The 22,914-nt window shown below is 40.2% G+C and carries 19 protein-coding genes; 8 read left to right on the top strand and 11 right to left on the bottom strand.

Annotated features, from left to right (window positions below; all coding sequences use genetic code 11):
• Positions 1 to 167: 167 nt before the first annotated feature.
• The 4 genes from JXA84_06105 to JXA84_06090 all read right to left on the bottom strand — a co-directional run bounded on the left by JXA84_06105 (position 168) and on the right by JXA84_06090 (position 6,563).
• The gene (locus JXA84_06105) at positions 168 to 2,654 is read right to left on the bottom strand and encodes a PAS domain S-box protein (protein MBN1150776.1); all 2,487 of its coding nucleotides are present in this window, start codon (positions 2,652 to 2,654) and stop codon (positions 168 to 170) included.
• Positions 2,651 to 3,817 carry an FIST C-terminal domain-containing protein gene (locus JXA84_06100; protein ID MBN1150775.1) on the bottom strand — a complete coding sequence of 389 codons (1,167 nt, stop codon included), beginning with the start codon at positions 3,815 to 3,817 and terminating at the stop codon, positions 2,651 to 2,653. The genes JXA84_06105 and JXA84_06100 overlap by 4 nt, the downstream gene beginning before the upstream one ends.
• Before the next feature lie 149 nt (positions 3,818 to 3,966).
• Complete coding sequence (locus JXA84_06095) at positions 3,967 to 5,202, bottom strand: hypothetical protein (protein ID MBN1150774.1); 1,236 nt, start codon at positions 5,200 to 5,202, stop codon at positions 3,967 to 3,969.
• Positions 5,203 to 5,213: 11 nt separating this feature from the next.
• Positions 5,214 to 6,563 carry a TldD/PmbA family protein gene (locus tag JXA84_06090; GenBank protein ID MBN1150773.1) on the bottom strand — a complete coding sequence of 450 codons (1,350 nt, stop codon included), beginning with the start codon at positions 6,561 to 6,563 and terminating at the stop codon, positions 5,214 to 5,216.
• 144 nt (positions 6,564 to 6,707) lie between these two features.
• Here JXA84_06090 and JXA84_06085 point away from each other — a divergent pair, with 144 nt between their 5' ends.
• The 5 genes from JXA84_06085 to JXA84_06065 are packed head-to-tail and all read left to right on the top strand — an operon-like array spanning position 6,708 to position 9,999.
• The gene (locus JXA84_06085; protein MBN1150772.1) at positions 6,708 to 7,103 is read left to right on the top strand and encodes a transcriptional repressor; all 396 of its coding nucleotides are present in this window, start codon (positions 6,708 to 6,710) and stop codon (positions 7,101 to 7,103) included.
• Entirely contained in the window at positions 7,051 to 7,932 is an 882-nt protein-coding gene (locus JXA84_06080; protein MBN1150771.1) for a metal ABC transporter substrate-binding protein, read from the top strand. Before JXA84_06085 ends, JXA84_06080 begins: the two co-directional genes overlap by 53 nt.
• Entirely contained in the window at positions 7,929 to 8,714 is a 786-nt protein-coding gene (locus JXA84_06075) for a metal ABC transporter ATP-binding protein (protein ID MBN1150770.1), read from the top strand. Before JXA84_06080 ends, JXA84_06075 begins: the two co-directional genes overlap by 4 nt.
• Positions 8,698 to 9,507 (top strand): metal ABC transporter permease, encoded by an 810-nt coding sequence (locus JXA84_06070; protein MBN1150769.1) that lies wholly within the window; start codon positions 8,698 to 8,700, stop codon positions 9,505 to 9,507. The genes JXA84_06075 and JXA84_06070 overlap by 17 nt, the downstream gene beginning before the upstream one ends.
• A 42-nt stretch (positions 9,508 to 9,549) precedes the next feature.
• Positions 9,550 to 9,999 carry a methylglyoxal synthase gene (locus tag JXA84_06065; GenBank protein ID MBN1150768.1) on the top strand — a complete coding sequence of 150 codons (450 nt, stop codon included), beginning with the start codon at positions 9,550 to 9,552 and terminating at the stop codon, positions 9,997 to 9,999.
• Between the two features lie 6 nt (positions 10,000 to 10,005).
• Here JXA84_06065 and JXA84_06060 read toward each other — a convergent pair whose 3' ends face one another.
• Positions 10,006 to 12,684: a tetratricopeptide repeat protein gene (locus JXA84_06060; protein MBN1150767.1), complete on the bottom strand. Its 2,679-nt coding sequence runs from the start codon at positions 12,682 to 12,684 to the stop codon at positions 10,006 to 10,008.
• Positions 12,685 to 12,749: 65 nt separating this feature from the next.
• A complete protein-coding gene (locus tag JXA84_06055; protein ID MBN1150766.1) occupies positions 12,750 to 13,478 on the bottom strand; it encodes an NAD-dependent deacylase in 729 nt (242 codons plus the stop codon).
• 738 nt (positions 13,479 to 14,216) lie between these two features.
• On the opposite strand from JXA84_06055, the gene JXA84_06050 reads away from it, so the two are divergent.
• Positions 14,217 to 16,187, top strand: coding sequence for a PTS sugar transporter subunit IIA (locus JXA84_06050; protein MBN1150765.1), 1,971 nt, complete (start codon positions 14,217 to 14,219; stop codon positions 16,185 to 16,187).
• On the top strand, positions 16,187 to 16,600 hold the full coding sequence (locus JXA84_06045) for a hypothetical protein (protein MBN1150764.1): 414 nt from the start codon (positions 16,187 to 16,189) through the stop codon (positions 16,598 to 16,600). Before JXA84_06050 ends, JXA84_06045 begins: the two co-directional genes overlap by 1 nt.
• Positions 16,601 to 16,649: 49 nt before the next feature.
• Here the strand turns inward: JXA84_06045 and JXA84_06040 are convergent, their stop codons facing one another.
• Genes JXA84_06040 through JXA84_06020 form a run of 5 tightly spaced genes read right to left on the bottom strand, consistent with a single transcriptional unit; the run spans position 16,650 to position 22,444 of the window.
• Positions 16,650 to 17,426: a hypothetical protein gene (locus JXA84_06040; GenBank protein MBN1150763.1), complete on the bottom strand. Its 777-nt coding sequence runs from the start codon at positions 17,424 to 17,426 to the stop codon at positions 16,650 to 16,652.
• Positions 17,416 to 18,423 carry a DUF459 domain-containing protein gene (locus tag JXA84_06035; protein ID MBN1150762.1) on the bottom strand — a complete coding sequence of 336 codons (1,008 nt, stop codon included), beginning with the start codon at positions 18,421 to 18,423 and terminating at the stop codon, positions 17,416 to 17,418. Before JXA84_06035 ends, JXA84_06040 begins: the two co-directional genes overlap by 11 nt.
• 10 nt (positions 18,424 to 18,433) lie before the next feature.
• Complete coding sequence (locus tag JXA84_06030; GenBank protein ID MBN1150761.1) at positions 18,434 to 19,846, bottom strand: MBOAT family protein; 1,413 nt, start codon at positions 19,844 to 19,846, stop codon at positions 18,434 to 18,436.
• A complete protein-coding gene (locus tag JXA84_06025) occupies positions 19,846 to 20,793 on the bottom strand; it encodes a prolyl oligopeptidase family serine peptidase (GenBank protein MBN1150760.1) in 948 nt (315 codons plus the stop codon). Before JXA84_06025 ends, JXA84_06030 begins: the two co-directional genes overlap by 1 nt.
• Before the next feature lie 22 nt (positions 20,794 to 20,815).
• Positions 20,816 to 22,444, bottom strand: a complete 1,629-nt coding sequence (locus JXA84_06020) for a peptidyl-prolyl cis-trans isomerase (GenBank protein MBN1150759.1) — start codon at positions 22,442 to 22,444, stop codon at positions 20,816 to 20,818.
• Positions 22,445 to 22,702: 258 nt separating this feature from the next.
• Between JXA84_06020 and rpsU the strand changes: the two genes are divergently transcribed.
• Positions 22,703 to 22,885, top strand: a complete 183-nt coding sequence (gene rpsU, locus JXA84_06015) for a 30S ribosomal protein S21 (protein MBN1150758.1) — start codon at positions 22,703 to 22,705, stop codon at positions 22,883 to 22,885.
• Positions 22,886 to 22,914 lie beyond the last annotated feature (29 nt).

The raw sequence follows: 22,914 nt of genomic DNA, 5'->3' as shown, positions 1-22,914 counted from the left end.
TTAAATTTATTATATAAATACAATTAATATGGGTGGTTTGTTCGGGTCTATGATAATTAAAAAAACTTTTGAAAAATTTTTACCGCCAAATTAGCCATGGGATAGGCAATGGTTTTTGAAAATGCTTCTTGTTTTTTGGTGTTGAACCGGAAATATGTTTTAAAAAGTTATGTTTCTGGATCGGGATTTTGCATCGCTTGGAAAATTGATCTTTTCAATTCCTCAAAATTGAAAGGTTTTGGAAGTCTTGCTTTGAATCCGTAGGACCTGAAATTCGACATTATTGGATCGGTAGCGTAACCGCTCATGACGATCATTTTTGCCAAGGGGTCTGTCTGCAAAATCCTCTGGGCAACTTCTTTTCCACCAAGACTTCCAGGTATTGTCAAATCGCAGATCAAAATGTCAAACTCTGTGTTTTGGTTTATTGATTTTTTATATTCTTCTATGAGAGCAAAACCGTCGTTTTTTGTCACTGCTTGGTGCCCCATGGATCTGAGCATCGACTCTATTATGCTCTTTATAAATACATCGTCTTCCAAAATCAATATTCTGAGATTTTCGTTTGAATTGTCATCGCTGGGTCTTTCCCAAATTTCTGAATTAGTCTCTGTGTTTTCTTTAGCGGGTAACAAAACAGTCACTGTCGTGCCTTTTCCGATATCTGAGATTATGTGTATAGAACCGCCGTGTTTGCTTATGATTGAATGTGAAATGCTCAGCCCGAGTCCGCTGCCGTGCTGTTTGGTCGTGAAATAGGGATCGAAAACTTTGTCGAGATGGTTTTTGGCTATACCAATCCCGGAATCTTTTATTACTATTTTGACTTTTTTACCTTCAGATTCTTCCTGATTTTTCACTAAGAGCTGGATTTCTCCGCCTTCGGGCATTGATTGCTGAGCGTTTATAGTTAAATTGCTTATCACTTGGCATATCTGGCTTTTATCGGCTTCCACTTGCCAGAGGTCTTCTTCGATTTGCGAAACGAGCTTCACGTTGCTGCCTCTTATCGAAAATTCTGCCGTTTCCAGAACGATTTTACCGAGTGAAAGGGTCTCTTTTACAGGTTCTCCCCCTTTGGAGAAGGTCAGAAGTTGTTTTGTCAAACTTTTGGCGTTTTGAAGCGCTTGTTCTGCGGTTTCTAGAAAAGCGAATGGTTTGTCTTCGGGTGATATCATCATTTTCGCGATTTCGATGTTGCCGAATATTCCCATCAGAAGATTGTTGAAATCATGAGCAATTCCACCCGCGAGAAGACCGATGGATTCCATCTTTTTCAGTTTTAGGCGTTCTTCTTCGGCGTTTTTTATTTGGGTTAGGTCTAAAATAATTCCCCTGACAACTATTCCGGATTTTTTGTCCTTGTCGAAAAAACCGCTGAAAACCCCTGGAAAATAAGTTGAATCTTTTTTCTTTCCCTTGTATTCAAATGGGGTTACGTCTTTTGTGATAAGCCTCTCTGAAAATTCCTTTATAGCGCCTTCTTTCTGATCATCGTCTATGAGGTCGAAAATATATATACCCTTTTTCAGGTCTTCTTCGTCGTATCCGAAAAGGTCAAAAAATTTTTTGTTTGCGTATTTGATCAGGCCTGTTTGGTCGGTTTCAATAATTGACTCTGGGAGCATCTCGGTTATTTTCCTGAACCTAGTTTCGCTGTCTTTAAGCATCTCTTCGAATTTACATTTCTCTTTGAATTCAAAAATTGTCTCTCCCAAGAATTTTAAAATTTTAATGTCCTCGTCTTTTAGTGGCCCTTTTTCACTGTCTCTTTCGTAGCATATGAACCCTTTCGCTTCTTCGGAAATTTCAACCGGAATCGAAAGGATGGAATTTTTTTCTCCAAATAGTTTGAAAAAACCGGAGTTTGAAACGGAGAAAGCATTTTTTGAATTATCGCTCACGAACACAATCTGTAGATTTTTCATCGCTGAAAAAAACAGGTTTTCCTCATCACTGTGATAAGCTGCAGGGATTGGCTCGTTATCATCTTCTTGATTTTTTTTCCATAAGAAAGACAATGTAATTTCTCTGTTTTCAATTTCGAAAATTGATATACTGATTGATTTTGTGAAAAAGGCAATTTGTTCCAAAACGTCTTTAACAGTGTTTTGGGAATCAAAAGAGGTTGAGTTTAAAAGCTTGGCTGTAGTTTCCGAGGTAAGGCTTTCAAAATCAACTCTGTGCTTGAGGTCGCTTTCAGCTTTCTCCCTTTGGACAATCTCGCGCCTTAAATCTTCTATTCTGAGTCCGAGTTTGTCGATTGTCTCGCTGTAGTTGTTCCAGGAGTTTTTGAGATTTAAGTTTTCCCTCTGTATTTCTATTTTCAACACGGTGTTTTCTTTGGATAAGTTTTCTATTACATCTATGATGTCGAGGGCATTGTTTGCTATGTCGTATATCAAATCTTTTCTGCTTTTTGGAAACGTTAGGTTCCAGAGTGTAGGAGTAATCTGGTGAAAGCCGAAATTTTCTCCGTATGTCAACACTGTTCCGCAGATCCTGTTTTTGAAAATTTCGTAATTTTCAAGAAAAGATTTCAAAGAATCGGCGAAAACCGCGACTTGATAGCCCAAAAGCTCTTTTTTTGTGAGTTCTTTAATCTTAAACCCTTTTGGGGGGGTCGGTGAAAGGCTGGTAAAAATTTTTTTCAACTTTCTTTGTCTCCCAGCAGAAGAAGAATAAAAGTCATGTTGTGGAAAAGAGGCTTGGTGTAGCCCATTTGATTTTTAACACTTCCAAATTCACCGAAGGAGGGGTATCCGGCTATTGCATTTATGGATGGGTATTTTGATGCGATTGTTTTCACCTCGTGCTCAATTTCGTTGGCTAAAACTTTTTTTCTGCCGGCGCAACTCACCAACAACGCGGCTTTAGGTTTGAACGTCAAATTTTTTATTGATTCGCCTATGTCTTCAATATCCCTGAGCATCATCTCAGGAGGAGCTAAACAGACTTGGACGTATGTGCCTGTTTCGACAGCGCTGAATAACTTCAAGCTTGAGTCCTGTGTGGCGTCTTCAGGGAGCAGAACCGATCTAATCTTGTGACCGTGAGACTGAGGGTTTTCCATGACCTTGAAAGTGATGATCCCCTGATCCGCGTAGTTGATCTTTTTCCCCATTTCTCTTTCGAGAAAATCCATCGCAGGTATATCTGAAATACCGAGAATTTTCGTGCCTTCCACATGTGTTACAACTCCTATAGAGCCTATAGGTTGTAGTTCATGAGCTGTCCGTATTTCGAAATTGAAATCTCCATTTAAAGCCAAAACAACCAAAGTGTCCTCCAAAACTTCTCTTTGCAAATAAATCCAGGATTTTAAAAATGAATTATCATCCCCGGCAAGACCTCCGATAAGAGGCTCTTTTATGTTCTGCGCGATTCCTTTTATGATCAATTCGGCGTCAGTTCTGAAGTCTGAAGCCATGAAATACAGGACCGGTTTTGAAAAATCACATTTTTCGTTGACTTTTTTTGTGCATTCCATGGATGCATTTAGAGGATCAGAACCCACTCCTTTGCACTTTGAAAAATAATACTTGATTTTACCCGATGAATTTAACGCAAGCGCCGATACGCCGGAGTTCGAAACTTTATTCTTTTCATAAAAGCCTTCGCCGGTGTTTCCTATTAAAACCATATCTTCGTTTTGTATCACGTCGTATATCGCTTCTGCCATTTCAGTGGATCCGTCGTAGTGAATTGTAGGGAACAGGAATAGAATTTCAGGTGATATAGAAGCGACACTTTCCGCTATTTCAATTCCTGCTTTGTAAGGGTCTGGATTTATTGAAAAGCAAGACAAAGCTTTCACAACACCCCCTTGAAAGTCACAAATTATTTTATTGTTTTTCTCCTGATTCGTAAAGTTTCAAAAATTGTGCTTATGCTAGACAATAACAATTCATTGTAAAAGCCGTAAATGCTGTCATATATGTTTTTTCAGGCGGTTAAATCACCTTGTTATAACTCGAAGACGTCCATCTCTGCGACAAAAAAATTTTCTGAACCTAAAGCGGAAAATTTTTCTTCAGAGACTCCGAGAAAAGAATTTCCAAACATATCAAAAGCGTTTGATTTTATCTGAATTTGAGGGAGTTTTCCCTTGATTTGTCCGTTTTCAAAAAGGTAAGCTAACTGCACTGGAGAAGCGTAAAAACCGTCTGGGGTGAAATCTCCTCCGGATTTGATGTACACGAAAATGGCTTTTTCATCTCCGATGATATCTTTTAAATTTTTATCGGTTGGAAGAGCTCTGAATGGTGGTGTAGCGAGGAGAGGGGCTCCGTCGTATTGAAAATTCGCCGAACCGGTGTTTTCAAATCCGAACCTCGCCGAAGTTCTCTTGTCTGTGTAAGGTTTCAGAAACACTCCTTTTTCTACGAGAGGTGTTTCATAATTTGGGTTGACCGTTCCTTCCGAGTCAAAAAAAACCGAATAGGTGAAGTTGGGGTCTTTTGTCTGAAGTAAAGTGAACTTTTCATTGAATAGCTTCTCTTTTATCTTTGAAGAAATTGATGAAGTCTTCGTTCCGATATTGAGTCCGTTCAAATGATGAGAAAAAAAAGAAAATTCGGAAATGTCCGAAGACAGGAACACAACAGGATATTTATCGGGTAGTTTGATGTCTGCGTTTACGAGATAATTCGAGCATAGAATGTCGGTTATTCTCAACATTTCCGTTGGGTTAAAAGTCCTTCCTATGTATCCTGAATAGCCGTCGAGTATGTTGGACGAGCATTTTTCCTTGAAAAACAAAATGCTGGCGTAAAGTTCGTCTTTGTAATGAAGTTTGAGACCTCGTTCGTTTGACATTTCATTCGAAAATGTGTAGGTGGAGATCGAATTTGAAAATGTGAATTTCGGGTGTTTGTTTTTCAGCTTTTCAAGCAGACTTTTTATACCTTCAATAAAATCCATGTCCGAGAGGTTTTCCCCAGTAAATTGCCATGTTTCTTCAATTTCGGAAGCGGGTTCGAAAGGATAGTCTATGGCGATATCCAGCGCTTCAACCGCACGCTTTTTCAACTTCTCTTCGTCTCTGTTAGCGCCAATTTCCCCGTATATTCCAAGCCTACCCGCATCGTATACCCTCATTCCGGTTTTGGTGTCGTTTGTTTTTTTTACGCCGGAAATCTCTGACTGCTGGATTTTAACGCTGAAAGCATTTTGCTTTTCTGTTATTTTTTCAAAGATCATTTTTCCTCCGTTTATTGCACGTTCATCTTGCTTATGGTCGTGTAAGGGCCTCCGAAAGAAACTTCAAGAGGGTATTGGTCTCCTTTTCCGCAGCCCCCTCCTGTAGGAGAGTAAATCGAAAATTCTTCAGAGAGGTCTTCCACGAGCGAAAGAGTTTCAAAGACATTTCCTGTAATCACAGAAATATTCACCGGTTCGGTTATTTCGCCGTTTTTGACCAAATAGCTTCTGTTTGGGGCTAAAGTGAATGTAGACAGCCCTGAACCGTGTTTGACCGTATCAATTAAAATGGCTTCGCCGGAGTTTTTAAAAAGATCTGATTTTGGCGTTTTTCCGGGCAAAATAAACGTGTTGGTCATCCTGACAATCGGTTCGAACATATATGAAATCGATCGAGCGTTTCCGGTCGGATTCTCGTCCAACTCCAAAGCGGTCTCGACGTTGTGTAACCGCCCCGACAATACGCCGTCTCTTATCAAAAAAGTTTTTTTGGCCTTTGTTCCTTCATCGTCAAAAGGCGTAAAACCCGCTTCATGTATGTTTCCGTCATCTACGATGGACAGTATATCCGAGCCTACTTTTTTCCCCATCTGCCATTCTTTTGCCATTTCCTTGTCTCCGAGCATGAAATCAGACTCGCTCTTATGGCCGAAACTTTCGTGTGCAAAAATTCCAGCGGCAAATGGGGATAAAATTATCTTATAAGTTCCTGATTTGACAGGCTTGACATTTTCGACGTAGTTTTCGCACTTTATGAGAAAATTTTGGAGTTCAAAATCCGTGGCGGATATGGATTCCCAAAAAGGTGCGTTTTTTGTAAAAGTCTCGGTCAGTATTCTGTCGTCTTTGGTCAAAGTAAATGCAAGTTTTACTCCGCAGTTCTGAAGGTCGAAGACTATTTCGCTTCCGGAGCTTGAAAGAAAGGTTTTTGTTGTCCTTTTGTCTTGATAAAGACCGCTTGAATTTTTGACGTAGCTGTTTCCTGAGATTATGTCGCAGTAAGTTTTCAGCAGGTTCTCCTTGTGACGTGGTTCTACCTGCGAGACGTCTTTTTCTTTGAAAAGAAAAAATTCTCCAATATTTTTTTCCGATTTGCAGTTGTATTTTTCAATTTTTGCTGTGTCAGGCCTTTCCGATATTCCATGTGCTATTTGAGCGAGTGAAGCAAGCTCGTTCTGCACCAAGTTCACGTCGTCGGTGGAGCTGTAAAACCAATTGGCTCCGTTGTATAATCGGATAAAAGCAGCTTTGTACGAGCGCTTTTTAAAGTCTTCGGTGGTTCCGTTTTTGATTAATATTTTTGTCTCCGAGACTTCTTCCAAGCGTACATCTGAATAAAATTTTTCAGGGTATCGAAACATTCTTCCTCCTGTTCATTTTTCATGATTTTACTTAACATGTTGACAAAAAACAACGTTTAGTTTAAAATACATGCAAATAATTTGCATTTACTATGGCGTATATAACTTGTATTGGTTCTAATAAACCGGAGAGAATTAGATCGCATGGATAATATTTTATCAATTGAAAAAATACTGAGGAGATCAAAAATACCTCTAATGGCTTCTGAAATAAGATGTAAATGTCATAAAAAACCAGATCTCGCAACGATATACAGAAACCTCAAAAAACTTGAAAAAAAAGGCACGATAGGAGTATATCCGAGTGAAGACAGAGCAAAAAGGTATTATTTCATCGAGCAAAAAAATATGTGTTATATATCCTGCGAAATATGCAATAAAATGCGGAAATATGAAAAACCGTCTCTCCAAGGTTTAATAAAGAAGGTTAAGAAAGACGCGCATTTTTCCACGGAGTATGTTCTGCTGGTTTTAAAAGGAGTTTGTGATGAATGCAAAACACGAAATCTTTCGAAAATTAAGCGCAATTTTTCTCGTTAGCGTTTTGTTTGTAGGTTGCCGAACCGGGGAAAACAGCATTGAAAGCGATTTTATCCTCGTGTCTTCGATTTTTCCGATTTCTCAAATATCACAGACGATATTGGGAGATTCAGGCCAAGCGGAATTTCTTGTCAAACCGGGTTCCAATCCTCATGTTTTCGAACCAAAACCGTCGGACGCCATAAAGATATTTGAGGCAGACATTCTGTTTTGCGTTTCAGAAGAATTCGACGGCTGGATGGTTGAATACGCGGGGGAAAATACTAAAATTATTTTTTTGGATTCTTTTTTATACGCCAACGGAGGTCTGACAAAAGACAACCCACACTTGTGGTTATCTTTGAAAAATGCGAGGTTGATAGCCGAAGCTGTGAAATGTGCCGTCTCTGAAATCAGGCCGGAATCAGAAGATTACTATGAATTGAATTATAAGAAGTTTAATTTAGACCTCGATTCTCTTGAAAAGTGGTCTTTCGAGAGGTTTTACGAACTAGACAGTTCGTGTTTTATTCAATGGCATCCAGCCTGGGATTATATTGCTATGGAACAAGGCTTAAAAAAACCTTTGCCGGTCGAAAGCGGGCATGGAGACGAACTATCCGCTGGTGAAATTAAAAGAATAATTGACTTTGCTAATGAGAACGATGTCAGGGTAATAGTGGTTGATGCGAACACCGACAGGACAAAAGCAGAAAACCTTGCCCGTAACGCAGGTGCGGTTCTGGTTGTTTTGGATCCTCTCGGGAACCCAGAAGATCCCGAAAGGTCGACATACCTTTCAAACATGAAAAAAAACATTTTCGATTTAACCCAAGAGCTCAGAAGATGAACGAAAAATCGGTCTTGTTTGACAGAGTGACAGTGAAATTCAGGGATAACATCGTACTCGAAAACATCTACATGGATGTAGCCGAAGGTGAAATAATAGCCGTTGTCGGACCTAACGGTGCTGGAAAGACGACCCTGCTCCGGACCATGATGGGCATAATCAAACCTTGCGAGGGTTTTGTAAAAGTTTTCGGGAAAACGCCGGATGAGAGCAGAAAAGAAGGTTTTTTCGGTTATGTTCCGCAGCTTTCACGCTATGAACCTGGTTTCCCATTGAGCGCTAAGGATGTGGTATCGCTTTCAAGATACGCGAAAAAAAATGTTTTTGAAAAACTAACAAAGAGGGACAAGAGTTTAATAGAAGAGAGTCTTCAAATTGTCGGAATGAAAGATCAAATGTCGGCGCGCTTTGGCGAACTTTCCGGAGGTCAGAAGCAGAGGGTTTTGATAGCTAGAGCTCTCGCTTTTGAACCAAAAATTTTAGTGCTGGATGAACCTTCAACTGGATTGGACACTGTGTCGCAGGAATCTTTTTACAAGCTTCTCGTAGAATTGAGAGAGAGCAGGCAATTGACTATTTTTATAGTAAGCCATGACATTGGCGCGGTTTCATTTTACATAGATAAAATAGCTTGTCTGAGCAAAAAAATGCATTTTCACGGCAAACTTGAAGGTTGTCTGGCAGATGAAAATCTAAAGAAATTTTTAGGGGCGAAGGTCAGCATACTCATACACGACGAACAGTGCCTGACATGCAGGAAGAACAATGCCAGAAATTCTTAATTACCCGTTTTTTAAAATTTCTCTTTTGACTGCAGTGTTGTCCGGAATTCTCTTCGGCGTTATTTCGTTTTTTATATATTCAAAAAAACTTTCTTTTCTCGGCGTGGGAATTTCGCACGCAGCCTTTGGAGGGGTTGCTGTCGGTATATTTTTCGGTATCGACCCTTTTATTTCCGCTTTGGTCTTTTGTCTATTGACCGCTGTGATAATTGGGAAAATATCCAAAAGCGCTAAAATAAGCGTCAACACAAGTGTCGGTATATTTTTTTCTTTGTCTATGGCGATCGGAGCTGTTTTCGTATCTCTGAAAAAAGGGTATTCTTTCGATTTATCGGGTTATCTTTTTGGAAACATTTTGTCGGTTTCCTGGAAAGACGCCTTTTCGTTCGCCCTGGCTGACCTTATCATAGTCCCTTTTTCAATATTATTCCTGAAAAAAATAATATACCTCTCTTTCGACGAAGAATCCGCTCGAATAAGCGGTGTTAAAACCGAGTTGCTGAATTACTCCCTTTTAGTGGCGCTCGCTTTTGTCATTGTTCTTTCAATCAAGATAATTGGAATAATCCTTGTCTCAGCTCTGGTAATACTTCCGGGTAGTTTTGCTGTCCTCGTTTCGAGAAATTACAAGCCGGTTATATTCATTTCCGTGTTGTTTTCTGTCATCACAATGACCGGAGGTCTCTTTTTGTCTTATTACACCGATACCCCTTCCGGAGCGACTATTACAATTTTAGCCTCATCCTTGTATTTTCTTTCGATAATCATATCGAAATTAAGAGAAAAATATTAATTTTTTAATACACGAATAACATTCATCGAGGAAAATAGAAACATGATGAAAACCAAAAAAATAGCAATTGTCGCTCACGACAACAGGAAAAAAGATTTGATAGAATGGTTCAAGTGGAACAAGTCTTCGTTGATGGGACAGACGATCGTCTGCACCGGGACAACAGGCAAAATGCTTGAAATGGAACTTGAAGAGGAAAAGGGCTCTTATGAAATAATCAAATTGAAATCAGGTCCGTTGGGAGGCGATCAGCAGTTGGGGTCCTTGATAACTCAGGGGGAAATAGATGTCTTGATTTTCTTCTGGGATCCGATGCAGCCTCAACCCCATGATGTAGACGTTAAAGCTCTTCTGAGAATTTCCGTCCTCTACAACATCCCTACAGCCTGCAACAGATCAACAGCGGACTACCTCATTTCATCACCTCTTTTCACAGAAGACTACAACCCAAAGATATACGATTTCACCGACTACATCGAAAGAGATTTATGAAATCAGCTAAAACTGTGAAAGCCCTCTGTTAGCAAATGAATCTCTGATAGTCGCCGTTAGTTCTTCCACGGGCACTGGTTTCGTGAGCACTTTCGCGTTGTCAATGTCGATTGTCTGTTTTTTGATGTCCGAAGTCAGAAAGCCTGAACAAAAAATAACAGGGAGGTCCGGTTTGACCTCTCTCATTTTTTGAATCATGTCAGGTCCAGATATTTCAGGTAAGTTGAAATCGGTTATCACTAGGTCAAAAGAATTCGGATTTTTGTAAAATATTTCAAGAGCTTCGCTTGAATTCAAAGCTGTTTTGATTTTGTATCCCATTCTTTTCAATATTTCTTCCATAGTCTCGATAAAAATAGGTTCGTCGTCAACGTAGAGTATGCTTTCATTATGGGCTGGCGATAAAGAATTCGTCTTACTGTTTTCAGTATAATCCATTTCAATTTTCGGAAATAAAATCTCGAAGGCAGTCCCCTGGTTTTTTTCGCTGAAAACATTTATTTCTCCGTTTGATTTTTCTACAAGACCATGAACTATTGCCAAGCCGATACCGGAACCTTCTCCTTTCGTTGTGAAATAAGGTTCAAAAATTCTGTCTAAATCGGCTTTTTCTATTCCTTCGCCTGTGTCACGAACCGAAAGTTTGATCTTGTTATCTTGATTTTTCAGCGTTAGTTCGATGACGCCTCCGCTTTCTGCCATAGCGTGGCATGAGTTTGTTATGAGGTTCATAAGAATTTGGTGCACGTGGGAGGGGTCTCCTAAAATAAAGTCTTTTGTGTTTTCAATTTCAATTTTGATTTGTATGCTTTTGGGAATGGTCTTTTTTAGAAGTTCTGCGGATTCCCTGACAGCTTCGGCAATTTTTATGGGTTTGAGTTTTTTTTCTTCGTCTTTACCCATGAACAATATTTCTTTGACAAATTCACGGGCTTTCATAACAGTTGAGAGAATATTGTTTATTTCCTGAAATGCGTGTGATTCTTGGGGGAGATCACTTTTGGCGATCTCCGCGAAATTGCATATTGAAGCCAGAATGTTGTTGAAATCATGAGCTATACCGCTTGCCATATTACCGATAGCGAGCATTTTCATGTTTTGCCTGAGTTGTATTTCGGCTTTCTTCCGCTCTGTGATATCAATTACGGAAGACTGAAGATAGATGATTTCTCCCTTGTCGTCTCGGATGATCCCTGAATTGATGAGAGCAGGGAAGGTGGTTTTGTCCTTCCTTATGGCTGATACCTCGGCGGTTTTTATCGATGATTCTTTTGAAATAATTGAAATGATATCAAAAGGCTTTAAAGGTGTTTCTGGAGATTGAAAACAGGAAAGGTTTTTTCCGACAAGTTCTTCTTCAGAAAATCCGGTCATTTGGAGCAGGCTTTCGTTGACATACAAAATTACGCCTTCACTGTCGGTGATAACCGCACCGTAAGGAGCTCTATCAGTGAGCGTTTTGAACTTAAGCGTTTCGGATTCTGAGATTTTCCTTCTCTCAATCTCCTGCCTTAGTTCTTCGGTTCTCTGTTTTACCAGTGTTTCCAAATTTTCCTTTGCTTCGATTTTCAAACGTAAAATTTCATTTTCTTTTTCGATTCGAGTCTGTTCGTATTTCGCCTGAAGATCCAGCAATTTCGCTCTGCTCTCTTCTGAAAATATTTTATTGTTCAGTTTTTGGTAGAGTTTGAAAAATTTAAGTGCTCTTGGTAAATCTCCGATAGATTCGTATATTATTGAAAATTCCTGATACGCCATAAGCAAAATGCCTTGAAGGTTGCCTTCAGACGCGATTTTTTCGCATATTTCGAGATTCAAAAGAGCGCCTTTTTCCTGCTTCATGGCCAAATGAAGTTTCGCCATGTCTAAATGGGTTAATGCGAGACCGGAAATGTTTTGCGATTCTTTCCTAATTTTGAGGGTTTCGGTCAGATAATTTTTTGCCAGCTCGATGAAGTTCTGTTTGCCGGTAATCGAAAAAAGCTCAAGGTTGATGTTCGCAAGAGTGGAAAGAGAAACGGCTATACCCGGCTTGTCTCCCATTTTTCTTTTGATTTCAAGCGACCTTTGGGTGAAGTCAAGAGCTTTGTCGTAGTCCTTCATTTTGAAATATAAGTTTCCGAGGTTGTTCAAAGTGTGGGAAAGTTTGTCCTGAGAATAATCGTTTTCGCGGATTTTTAAAAGTTTTAAGTGGTATCTTTCTGCTCTTTCGAATTCACCCCATGCGATGTATAAATTCGCAAGATTGTTCATTATTTTATCTGAAAGTTCGTGGTCTTGAATGTTGTCAGCCGTGACGAGAGCTTTGAAATAGCTGTCGGCTGAAGCCGTATAGTTGCCCATTGATTTTTGCAACAAACCGATTTGGTTTAAAACATAAGTTGTAGATTTCAAGTCTCCGGTAATCTGAGCCCTTTCAAGAGCTTGAGAGAACAGAGGATCTGCTTCTTCCAGCCTGCCTAAGACCTTATAACAGACAGCGGCGTTGACCAAAGCTTTTATATAGCCTTTTTCATAGTTATGGGCTTTCGAGAGCGTAAGGGCGTCGTTCGCTAAGACCAGGGATTCATTTGGGGTTTCTCTGACTGTTTTTGAAGAAGCTTCGTTGAGTTCGTCAATTTTTCTTTTTATATCATCTTCGGATAAATATTGGTAAGCAGGTTGCTCTTCAAAATATGAATTCATAATTGCACCAGTTTTATAAGATGATAAACCTTTTTTACCGTCAAAGAAAGGAGTTCATCCCATCACTAAATCCCGATCTCTTCGATAAGAGATTTTATCCCTTGGGTGGCTTTTAAGGGGATGAAAACATCTGATATAGAATTCGTGTAATTAGAGGGTTCAACGTTTAGTTCCACGATCTTGGCGCCTTGGTTTTTTGCGGTATAAGGAAAATACGACGCAGGCATAATTTCTCCTGAAGTGCCGATAACGAAGAAGACTTCGGATTCTTGAGCCTCAAAATAACTCTGCTTGAGGGCGATGTCCGGTATGGGTTCTCCGAAAAAAACAAAATCAGGTTTTAGTACACCTCCGCATTCTTTGCAACGAGGGGGGAGTTTTTCAAAACATACTTCGGAAATGTCGTAAGTTTTGGAGCAATCCAGGCACAGGAGTTTTTTTGAATTTCCATGGAACTCATAGACGTTTACAGAGCCGGCTTCCTGATGCAGCGAGTCAATGTTCTGTGTGATTATGGTCCTGATGAAACCCTTGCGCTGTAAAAGAGTCAATCCTTTGTGGGCGAAATTGGGTTTTTTGCCGTTGATTTTATCGTAGAAGACCTCGATTATCATCTTCCATGCTTTTTCCGGATTGTTTTTAAAATAGGAAATGTCCAAAAAAAAAGGATCGTAAGTTTCCCACAGTCCTCCCTTTCCCCTGAAAGGCGGGATGCCGCTTTCGACGGATATTCCCGCGCCTGTAAAGACCGTCGTCCGTTTTGAGGTTCTCAAAATATCTGCGGCAGACCTGATGTTATCATTTTCCTTCACAGTTTATTATAACTTCCTGCGTCTGATAAAATAAACCATTATTGACGTTAAACCAGTTTATTTGTCAATTTGCAAAAAATATTGTTTTAGTGGTCTCAAGTTTTTAAAGAAAAACCCGCGATTTTTAAAAAGCCTTGCAAAGACAATCCCAATCCAGCGCTTTTATAGGACTGCCATTAAGAACCAATGAAGTATAATTCATCGCAGTTGGGCGTTTTTGATTTCTTTTTTGTCACATTGTTAAAATCAGTTCCTTTCGAAAAATAATGTCTTATCAAACCGTTCGTATTTTAATTGGTCCCTCGATTCAGTGGACTGGCTGGATGAGAGAAGTAAACAACTTCTCTGGTCAAAGTGTCAAAAATAGTATGTTGAGCCAATTCTCTACTGATATAATTTTTATTATAAAATTGTTCATATTTTCTCTATCAGAGATACTCTTTCCTGATTTTATTGGCGTTTTGCTCGATAATAATAATGATACTTTTTTGTAAAAAAACATCTGGCCAGTTTTTTCGTTCGAAAAATCTGGTACTTTGACACATCTTGTCTCTTATCCTATTATGCGAGTTTTGCTTTAAATTATTTAGCGGAAGTTAAATGTCTGATTGTTTCCTGAATTTTCTTTCGGAGAAGGATACAAAATACATAGAGAGAGTTCATAGCTAATTGATTGACGACGATCTTGCTTTTAAAAAAATAATAATATACTGTATCAAGATGAAATTTAAAGATGTATTGAATAAAAATTTTGTAATACTCGATTTGGAAGTAGAAACTCGCGAGGAATTATTCCGTTATTTCTCCGGATTTCTATACTCGAAAAATATTCTCAAGGATAAAAATAAGTTCATCGAAGAACTGACGAGCAGGGAAAACAAAGGATCCACTGCAATCGGCAAAGGCATTGCCCTGCCGCATGCCAGATTGCACGACCTTAAAAAAAGTTATATTGTCATAGCCAGATTAAAACAGGGAATCCCGTTTAACGGAATAGAAGATCAACTCGTGAAGCTTGCTGTGTTGATTATTTCTCCTGAAAAAAAACCGGAAGAGTATCTGAAAATTCTTTCAGGGATTGCGAGTGTCTTACATCGTGAAGAGACATTTAAAAAGCTGATGAAAGCTAAAGACCCTGCGTCGGTGATTTCGATAATTTCCTCCAGGCCAAAAGAGAATTTTTTCACAAAAAACATGCGTCTTTTCTATTTCTTCGGAGCAGTCGCCGCTATTTTTATATTATTTGTCGTAATGCTTCCGCTGGTTAAAATTCCTTTCAATGACGAAGCACTCGCAAGGGGCGATTTAAAGTTCAATGAGTCTATATGGGTTACAAAGCAGATTTGGGCTTCAAGCATATTTTTTTCTACGGTCATCGGGACTCTTCTTTTTTGGCAATACAGGGTCGCAATTGCCGCCTTCGGATTGAGCTTTCTTTTGTTGAGCGGCACCATGGATTTGAAGATGACAGTGGAGTTTATGAGTATTCCGACGATCCTTTTTATTATTTCAATGATGATAGTGGTTGCCTGGCTTGATTATATAGGCGTTTTTAAATTTTTAGTTTCATTCATAATAAAAAAAGTCGGGTTTTATCCAAGAAAAATTTTTTTTATTCTCATGTTTCTATCCGTGATTTTGGGGGGGTTGACGGGCGAGGTAACAGGTATATTGGTTGTAGCTTCAATTGCCTTATCGTTGACAAGCGAAATGAATTTACCGGCATTCCCTTTCATTATCAGCCTTATCTTCGGCACAAATATTGGTTCAGCGCTGACTTTAATCGGGAATCCCATAGGTATATATATAGCTTTTTTAGGCAATCTGTCATTTGAAGACTTTTTAAGATGGGCCTCTCCTCTATCAATTATTACAACAGTTGTTTTGTCCCTGTTTTTACTATTCTTGTTCAGAAAATCCATACCGGCTAAGATAAAAGCCTTTCAGACGGATACGAATTCGAATGAAAACAAAAGCATCAATCCATGGGAAAGTGTAGAAAATATAAAGAAAATGAAAATTGGTGGATTTCTTTTTATTTTATTAGTTATCTTGATAGGTTTTTCCAAACGCGTTGATGCAATTTTAAATCTTTTTCCTAACACCTCCCTCGTCGCAATGCCTTTGGCATTTGCCGGAGTTATTGTGTTCATGGAAGGAAGGCGAGGAAAAAATTTAATAACCGAAGGTGTAGACTGGTGGACAATATTGTTTTTTATGTTTCTTTTTGCAAAAGCCGCGTGCTTAGAATACACAGGAGTTACGACAAAACTTGCGTATCAAATCGCAAATTTTTCCCAAAATATTCAAATTGGAGGTATGTTAAATCCAGAACACACTGTCACAGCGACCGCACTTGTCATTATAACTACATCGACGGCTCTGGCATCGGGTTTTGTGGATAATCTTCCCATCATCGCGGCTCTTGTTCCTGTCGTAAAAGGCTTGAAAATAATCGGATTGTCACATACAGGAATATTGTGGTGGGGCTTGCTTTTTGGTGGTTGTTTAGGCGGAAACCTGACAATGATAGGCTCGAGCGCAAACATGGTCGCTTTATCAGTTTATGAAAAATCCGAGGGCAAGATAATAAGTTTCAGCTCTTGGTTGAAATTTGGTTTACCCGTTGTTTTGATATCCATAATTTTAGTGTTATTTCTGATGATTTTGCAAATAGGGATGTCGCCCTGATGTTTTCAAAAATTATCGTGACAATCTTTGAAAAAAAACTATCTCAAAAAACAATAAAATGGCTGATTGGGTTTTCGAAATTAAATTCAGCCGAAACTTATGTTTTTTCGGTAATCGAAAAAAATTTAATAGAAAATATAATTCAGCAAAACGGCAGGAAAAGAGAGGTAATTCAAGAGGAGCAGGTAAGGAAAAGGTGGTTTGAAGCTTATGAAATTGAAGAGAAGTTTAAATCACAGGGATTGTTTATAAACTTGAGCGTTGCGGAAATTGATACCGATGAAGATTTAATCGCACTAATAAGCAAAACAAAGGCGGATCTTTTGGTTTTATGTGAACCGGAGGAGACGGAGATTAAGAAAACATTAAGACTCTTTTCCTGTTTGGGAATACCAATTTTAGTTTTTCAATGAAAGTATTTTTTTGACAAAATAAACGCTTGCTTGTTTCAGACAAGCATTTTCAGTCTGAAGACCGGCAAGTGTCGGAGAAAATAGAGTCCAGTTCATCAATAGTTATCTGAATCGAAATGGATTGTCTTGAATAGACGAGGTCCCAAATAGCGCTCGTCCAGATATGGTAGGCGCATTCTTTGAGATGAAGACCCTCGATTGTCAGCTCTCTTCTCAAATTTCCAGCCGAATCTGAAAACAAGCTGTGCAGGTCTATGTAGTAAATGCTCTTCTCCCTGTCGCGGCTGTCGACTATCTCCCTGAGAAAATAATTGAGGGAATCTATGGATGGGTTTAACCCAGAATAAATTCCGCCGGTGGGCAAGACGCTGTGGACGAAAAGCGAGACCTCGGGAAGCGAATCGAATATCGATTTGACAAGAAGGTCGTACCCCTGGGCTATTTCCTGGACGGGTTTGTACCTGTCGCCTATGTCGTTTATACCTATCATAAGGAATATTTTTGAAGGCTTGAGCCTGAAACAGGATTCCCTCAGGCGTTTTAGAACCCCTCCCTCCCTTCCAACACCTATTCTGTCTCCCGTGATTCCGCGGTTGTAGATTTTGATTCCGGGGAAATACTTGTCAAGCCTGTAAGCCTCGATAATCGAATTTCCCAAAAAAACGACGCTACCTTCCGAGATGGATTCATTTTCATTTCTGAACCTGTTCATCCTCTGCCAATAGAGTTCTTTCTGATTCTGGTTGACAAACACGTTGCCTGAGTCGTCGAATATTTCAGTTGCTGCTATTCGGAGTAAAAGAAACAGAAAAAGGCTAATCTTCAAAAGTGAAATCCTGTCTGATTTTCGTCAGCAAGCTGTCGCTGACAAGCTGTCCTCCGGCTCTTGTCATGTGTATTCCATCTTTCTCATCCCTTGCTTGAATCTGTCTGCTACCGGACGTGATATATGTAGAGTAATTCCCTGAAGCGTCGCCGAGAATTGGAACTGTGGAAAAGTAAGTGGCTTTTGTGTTTTGCCCGCAGACTTCTTCGAATATCACGTTGAGAGACTTCATCCTCGAATTGTAACCGGAACTTCTCATGGGAGGCATTCCTATCCAGTAGACCCTTGAAGTATGCTGGGTCAGATAAGCCACGAAAGACGTGACCCTCTGTCTGTAGACTTCAAACCATTCTTCTGTCCCATAAGTATATATCTTTCCGTCCATCTCGAAATTTTGAGCGTCGTTTGTCCCCATCATAATGATGACGATGTCGTAATTTTCGGTTGAAAATATCTGCCCGACCTGTGCGGGCCAGTTGTAAAAGTCCGGTCTGGTCATGCCTGATGAAACTTTGAAATATCTTTTCTGTGTCATGTCTGGACTTTCGTTTATGTCTCTTATCAGCATTGTCCCGAGCCCGTCTCCCATCATCGAATCCCCTAAAAGAAGTATCGAAACAGGAGAAGAAGAAGAATATACGACGACGTTGGTGTTGTCTTGCGGCGCGGTATTTTCAATCGGAATTTCTACAACTGTCAGCGCGGGGTCTTCCGCCCCGATGAAACCGGCTTCCCTCTGTTTCCCCATGGAGAACAAGAAAATGTTTTTCAGTGATTTTCTCGGAAAGTCGAGGTTCAGACTTGAAGTCCCGAAAGCGAGAGGCTCGGTGAAAGTCAGAAAAAAACTTCTGACAGGGCCGACTCTGAGTTTTTTCGCCCAATTGTTGAGGCCTGTGGAATCAAAGATTACGACAAAGAGAAGGCAAACCAAAAGGATTTTGGTCACAGTTGCGAGGGTGTATGATTTTTCATATCTAAACTTTTCCATGAAATCCATGAATTCCTCCCTAAAACCTGAAATATATAAATGGCGCTACGCCTTCAGGTCCGAAAGCGCTTATCATAAGAAGCAAAATACCGAGAATTATACCCTGCACGACTGTCGGCAGTCTATTGAAATTGAGACGGACCCATCTTCCGGGAGCCGATGGCGTGAAATGCATGGCGATTCCAACAAGCACGAGCAGAAAAACGAATGGAGTGACAAATGAAACTTCGCGAGAAATATTTCCGAACGCCCGAAAATATTCCATGGACAGGGAAAAAGATCTCGACCTGAAAAATATCCAGCTCAGGCAGACAAAGTGGAACACAAAGGCAGTGGATAATATTTGCCATAAGACGTTGTGTTTTCTCTCGCCAAATTTGTCGATGAAAAATCTTTCAATTCCCAGTCCGAAACCGTGAAGAGCTCCCCAGAAGACGAAATTCCACGCGGCACCGTGCCAAAGACCGCCTAAAAGCATTGTGATGGCGAGGTTGACGTATGTTCTGAACCTGCCCTTTTTTGAACCGCCCAGAGGTATATAGAGGTAGTCTCTGAGCCAAGTGGAAAGAGAAATATGCCATCTTCTCCAAAAATCTTTTATCGACTGAGCTCTGTAGGGATAGTTGAAATTGTCTTGAAAATAATACCCGAGAAGAGCAGCTATGCCGATCGCAATTTCACTGTATGCGCTGAAATCGCAGTATATTTGAACGGCGTATCCATAGACCGCAAAAAGAGCGTCGAGAGCGGAGTAGGAAGAAGGTGTTTCAAAAACAGGGTCGACGATTTCGGTCGCCAGGTAGTTGGCGATTATAACTTTCTTGAAAAGACCGGCTGAAATCAAAACAAAAGCTCTCGCCGCGGGAATATTTTTTGGATCCGGTTTTTTGGACAACTGGGGTATGAAATCTTTAGCCCTGACTATAGGACCTGCTACAAGCTGGGGGAAAAATGATACAAACAGCATTACGTCGACAAGTGATTTAGACGGTGGGATTTCTTTTCTATAGACGTCTATGACGTAGCTCATGGCTTGAAAAGTGAAAAAAGATATTCCAACCGGCAGGATTATGTTCAAAACTGGAAGGCTTGAACCCAAATTTATAAAGGACATCAAATTGTTGAAAGAAGAGACGAAGAATCCGTAGTACTTGAAGAAGCCGAGAATTGTCAGGTTCCAGACCACCGATATAGCCACTATGACTTTTCTGTGATAAGACTCTTTCGAATCCGACATCGCCAAGCCGAAAAGGTAGTTCCCGAAAGAACACAAAAAGAGGAGGAAGGTGAAACGCCAGTCCCACCAGCCGTAAAAAATGTAGCTCGCGATTAAAAGAATTACTTTTCTCGACTTGAACTTGTCTTTTAGCAGCCAGCTCAGCGCGAAGACAATGAAGAAAAATATTCCAAACTCAACTGTCGGAAAAAGCATCAGTCTTCTCCTTCAAAGAAAAAAATAAAGCAGTCCAGAATTGACTCGCCGAGGATGCTGATATGATCCCCTTCATAAGTTTCGATTTTCAAAATAAAGCTGTCAGCAGATGGTAAATTGTTTTTCAGATCCTGATGGTATCTGACCGGGCAGACAATATCTCCTTTTGCTGATGCTATAAAAACTTTCTGATCTGAAAACGCAGCAGAACCTTCTTTGAACCAAGAAAGAACGTCAAAACCCCTATCTTTCATAAGGGCGATGAGACTCCCGTCAATCTGTAGATTTCCTCCGTCGTTGACGAAAAGTTGAGGATTCGGCATAGACAGAAAATTCGCGCAAAGCTGGTAGGACAACCTTGTGAAAAAATGCTCTTGGGTCCATAGATCGATATTCCTCCAAACACCTTCCCTTTTGATGTATTCAGTCCAGGCATGAATTGATTCTAAAGTGAGAATGCCTGATATGGAGCCGACGCACTTAAAGATATCAGGGTGCCTCGATCCAATGTACAGGGCGCCGAATCCTCCGAGGGAATGTCCGACAAGGCAGTATTGACCGGTTTCGATGGATAGACTGTCTCGGGCCCATTCATCGATTCTTGCCGGAAGGTATTCCGATATTATGTCTTCCCATTTTCCGGATAGTTCTGAATTTACGTAGCAGCACGAATAGGGTTCGGAAATCGGATCCACTATGACCGTAATAAATGGTTCTACAAGCCAGCTTTGAACGAGTATTTTTTCGATGTTTAAGTATTGGAGATACCATTGTGCGTTTCCGTCAAAACCGGGAAGGATTACCACAACCGGCATTTTCTCAGGGCGTAACTCGGGGTAGATTGCAGTGACGGAAAGCCTTTCTACTCCGTAGGCGGAGAATTCAGGCGACATCGAGATTTCAGCGATTTGCGCTTTAGGCATAACAGCGATCGACACGTGTAACAAAACAAAAAAAAACATATTTGGGTTAAAAATTAAAGAAGATGTGCTCCATAAAAGCCGTCACAATTTCATCTACGTCAAGAGTAATGTGGAATTTTTCTTTGATGTAGCTGATGTACGCTTCATAGAATTTCGCGATTTTTTCGTTTCTTGTGTCATTTTTGAGTCGAATTTGGATGCTGTCAAACGGCACTGGCTCCGGAGGGAGAACCTGTGTGACTTCAACGAAAGCCCATCCGTCGATTGTTTTGAACAGCTCCGATGTCTCTCCTGAATCCATTTCCTGCATGATCGGCTGCAGAGTCCCGTATTGCTCCCTGGTTCTGTACCCGGCGTCGCCTCCTTTATCAGCTGTCACGTATATCGAGTGAAGGCGGGAGAGAGAGTCGAAAGAAGAGCCTGTTTGAACCAAAATCCGCATTGAGTCGGCAAGAACGCTGTCTTTTACAAGAAACATCGAATACTTCAGTCTTTCAGGGTAAAGATAATCCGCAATGTTCCTTTCGTAAAAAGCCCTCATTTCGTCTATGTCCACGTAAATCGTGTCTTCGAGTCTCTTTTTCAAAGTTGTGTAAAGGTGCTCGTTTTGAAGGAACTCAATTTCAGAAATTACGGAATTATCGGTGAGAAGTTTTTCCATGTGGGGCATTGTGAATGCGTCTTCAAGTATCAAGTGTCTCTCAATCTCAAACCTGAGATTTGCTGTGTCGCCCAACCTCGGGAACTGGCCTTTTCTCTTAAACCTCAAGATCATTTCTCCTACCGTCATTTCATTGTCGAGGTATCGGCAGACGATTCTCTTGGAATCGTTTTCAGACAATTCAGGAAAAATTGGAAAAGGAATGGAATCGAACTTCGCACTGTCTGCTGAAACAAAAAAATCCATTGTTGAACTGTCGTATGCGGGTCGGGCAAATTCAATAGCGTCTAAAATACTTTTGATTTTGAAGTTAGTCACGGATATCGAAGTGATATAATTGTACCAGTCTGCGTTCATGGTGTCCGGAAGGAGCGGTTCTTTTTCAGAGCTTTTAAGTCTGACTATGACGACATAGAAAGTGGGAAAACGGATTACTTCGCTGACGGAGAAATCGTCGAGAGAAAACAACCTGTCACGCAGAGGATATATGACATTTTCCCAGGAAACCTGTGCGATGCCTGAAATATTCGGATCAGAGTATTCGTAAAACAGAGATTCTGTTTTCGATGTAAAAATGCTTTCTGGGACCTCTTCGTATCCCTTTAACTCAGTCCAAACCTTCGTAGCGGCGAGAGAATCTTTAGTGCAGATAAAAGCGGCATTAACCAGAATGGAACTCATGTCCCTGATACTGTCTAAATATTCGGGAGAAGGTGAAAAATCGTATTTTCCGAATTTTGCGTACGCGTGTATATAAAGATTTTCCAGAGCTATAGCCTTGAGAATCAGCGAGTCTTCCATGGCCAAACTCTTTTCATAAGCTTCAAGAGAGAATAATTTCTGCATGAGCAGATTCTCAAGCCCCGACCCAGGGGAAAATTTTCTGTATGCCATTATATCCCAATACGTCAAAACCGTGTCATCGGAACCTGAAAGAAAATAATCCGGAGCGGAAATCGAAGCCAAATTTCCAATGGACATAATCAGAATAAGAGCAAAAAATTTTACTTTCATTGTTTAAACCTCCGTATGTCAGTCTTTTCTATCGGATAATTTGGAATTTTAATGGCAAATTATATAAGAGATAGCTGAAGTTTACAATAGCAAAATTCACAATTTGCATCAGATCGGGCTTTTTTATGCCAGTTTGCGATTGACAAAAAAATAAAATGCTGTTATAGTCCAAAACGTCAAATTTTCAAACCTTTGTTCAGAAGGGATTCCGTGTTTTCTCCCTTTCAGAGCATTTCGTAAAGGAGGTTGGGATAGAGTATGTCAGTAGGTGTTAAGGTCAGAGATAATGAATCCTTTGAATCGGCGCTCAAAAGGTTCAAAAGAGTCTGCGAACAGGAGAGGATTTTGAGCGATTTCAAGAAAAATGAGAGATACGAAAAACCGAGCGAGGAGAGGAAAAAAAAGAGTTTGTCGAACAGACGCAGGGTGATCCACAGATAAGCTCATCGTTTCTTAAAACGATAAAAAAT

This window comes from candidate division WOR-3 bacterium (assembly GCA_016926475.1).
Classification (GTDB): Bacteria; SDB-A; SDB-A; order SDB-A; family SDB-A; genus JAFGIG01.
The sequence above is the reverse complement of the archived record's forward strand: the minus strand, read 5'-3'. Positions and strand labels throughout refer to the sequence as shown.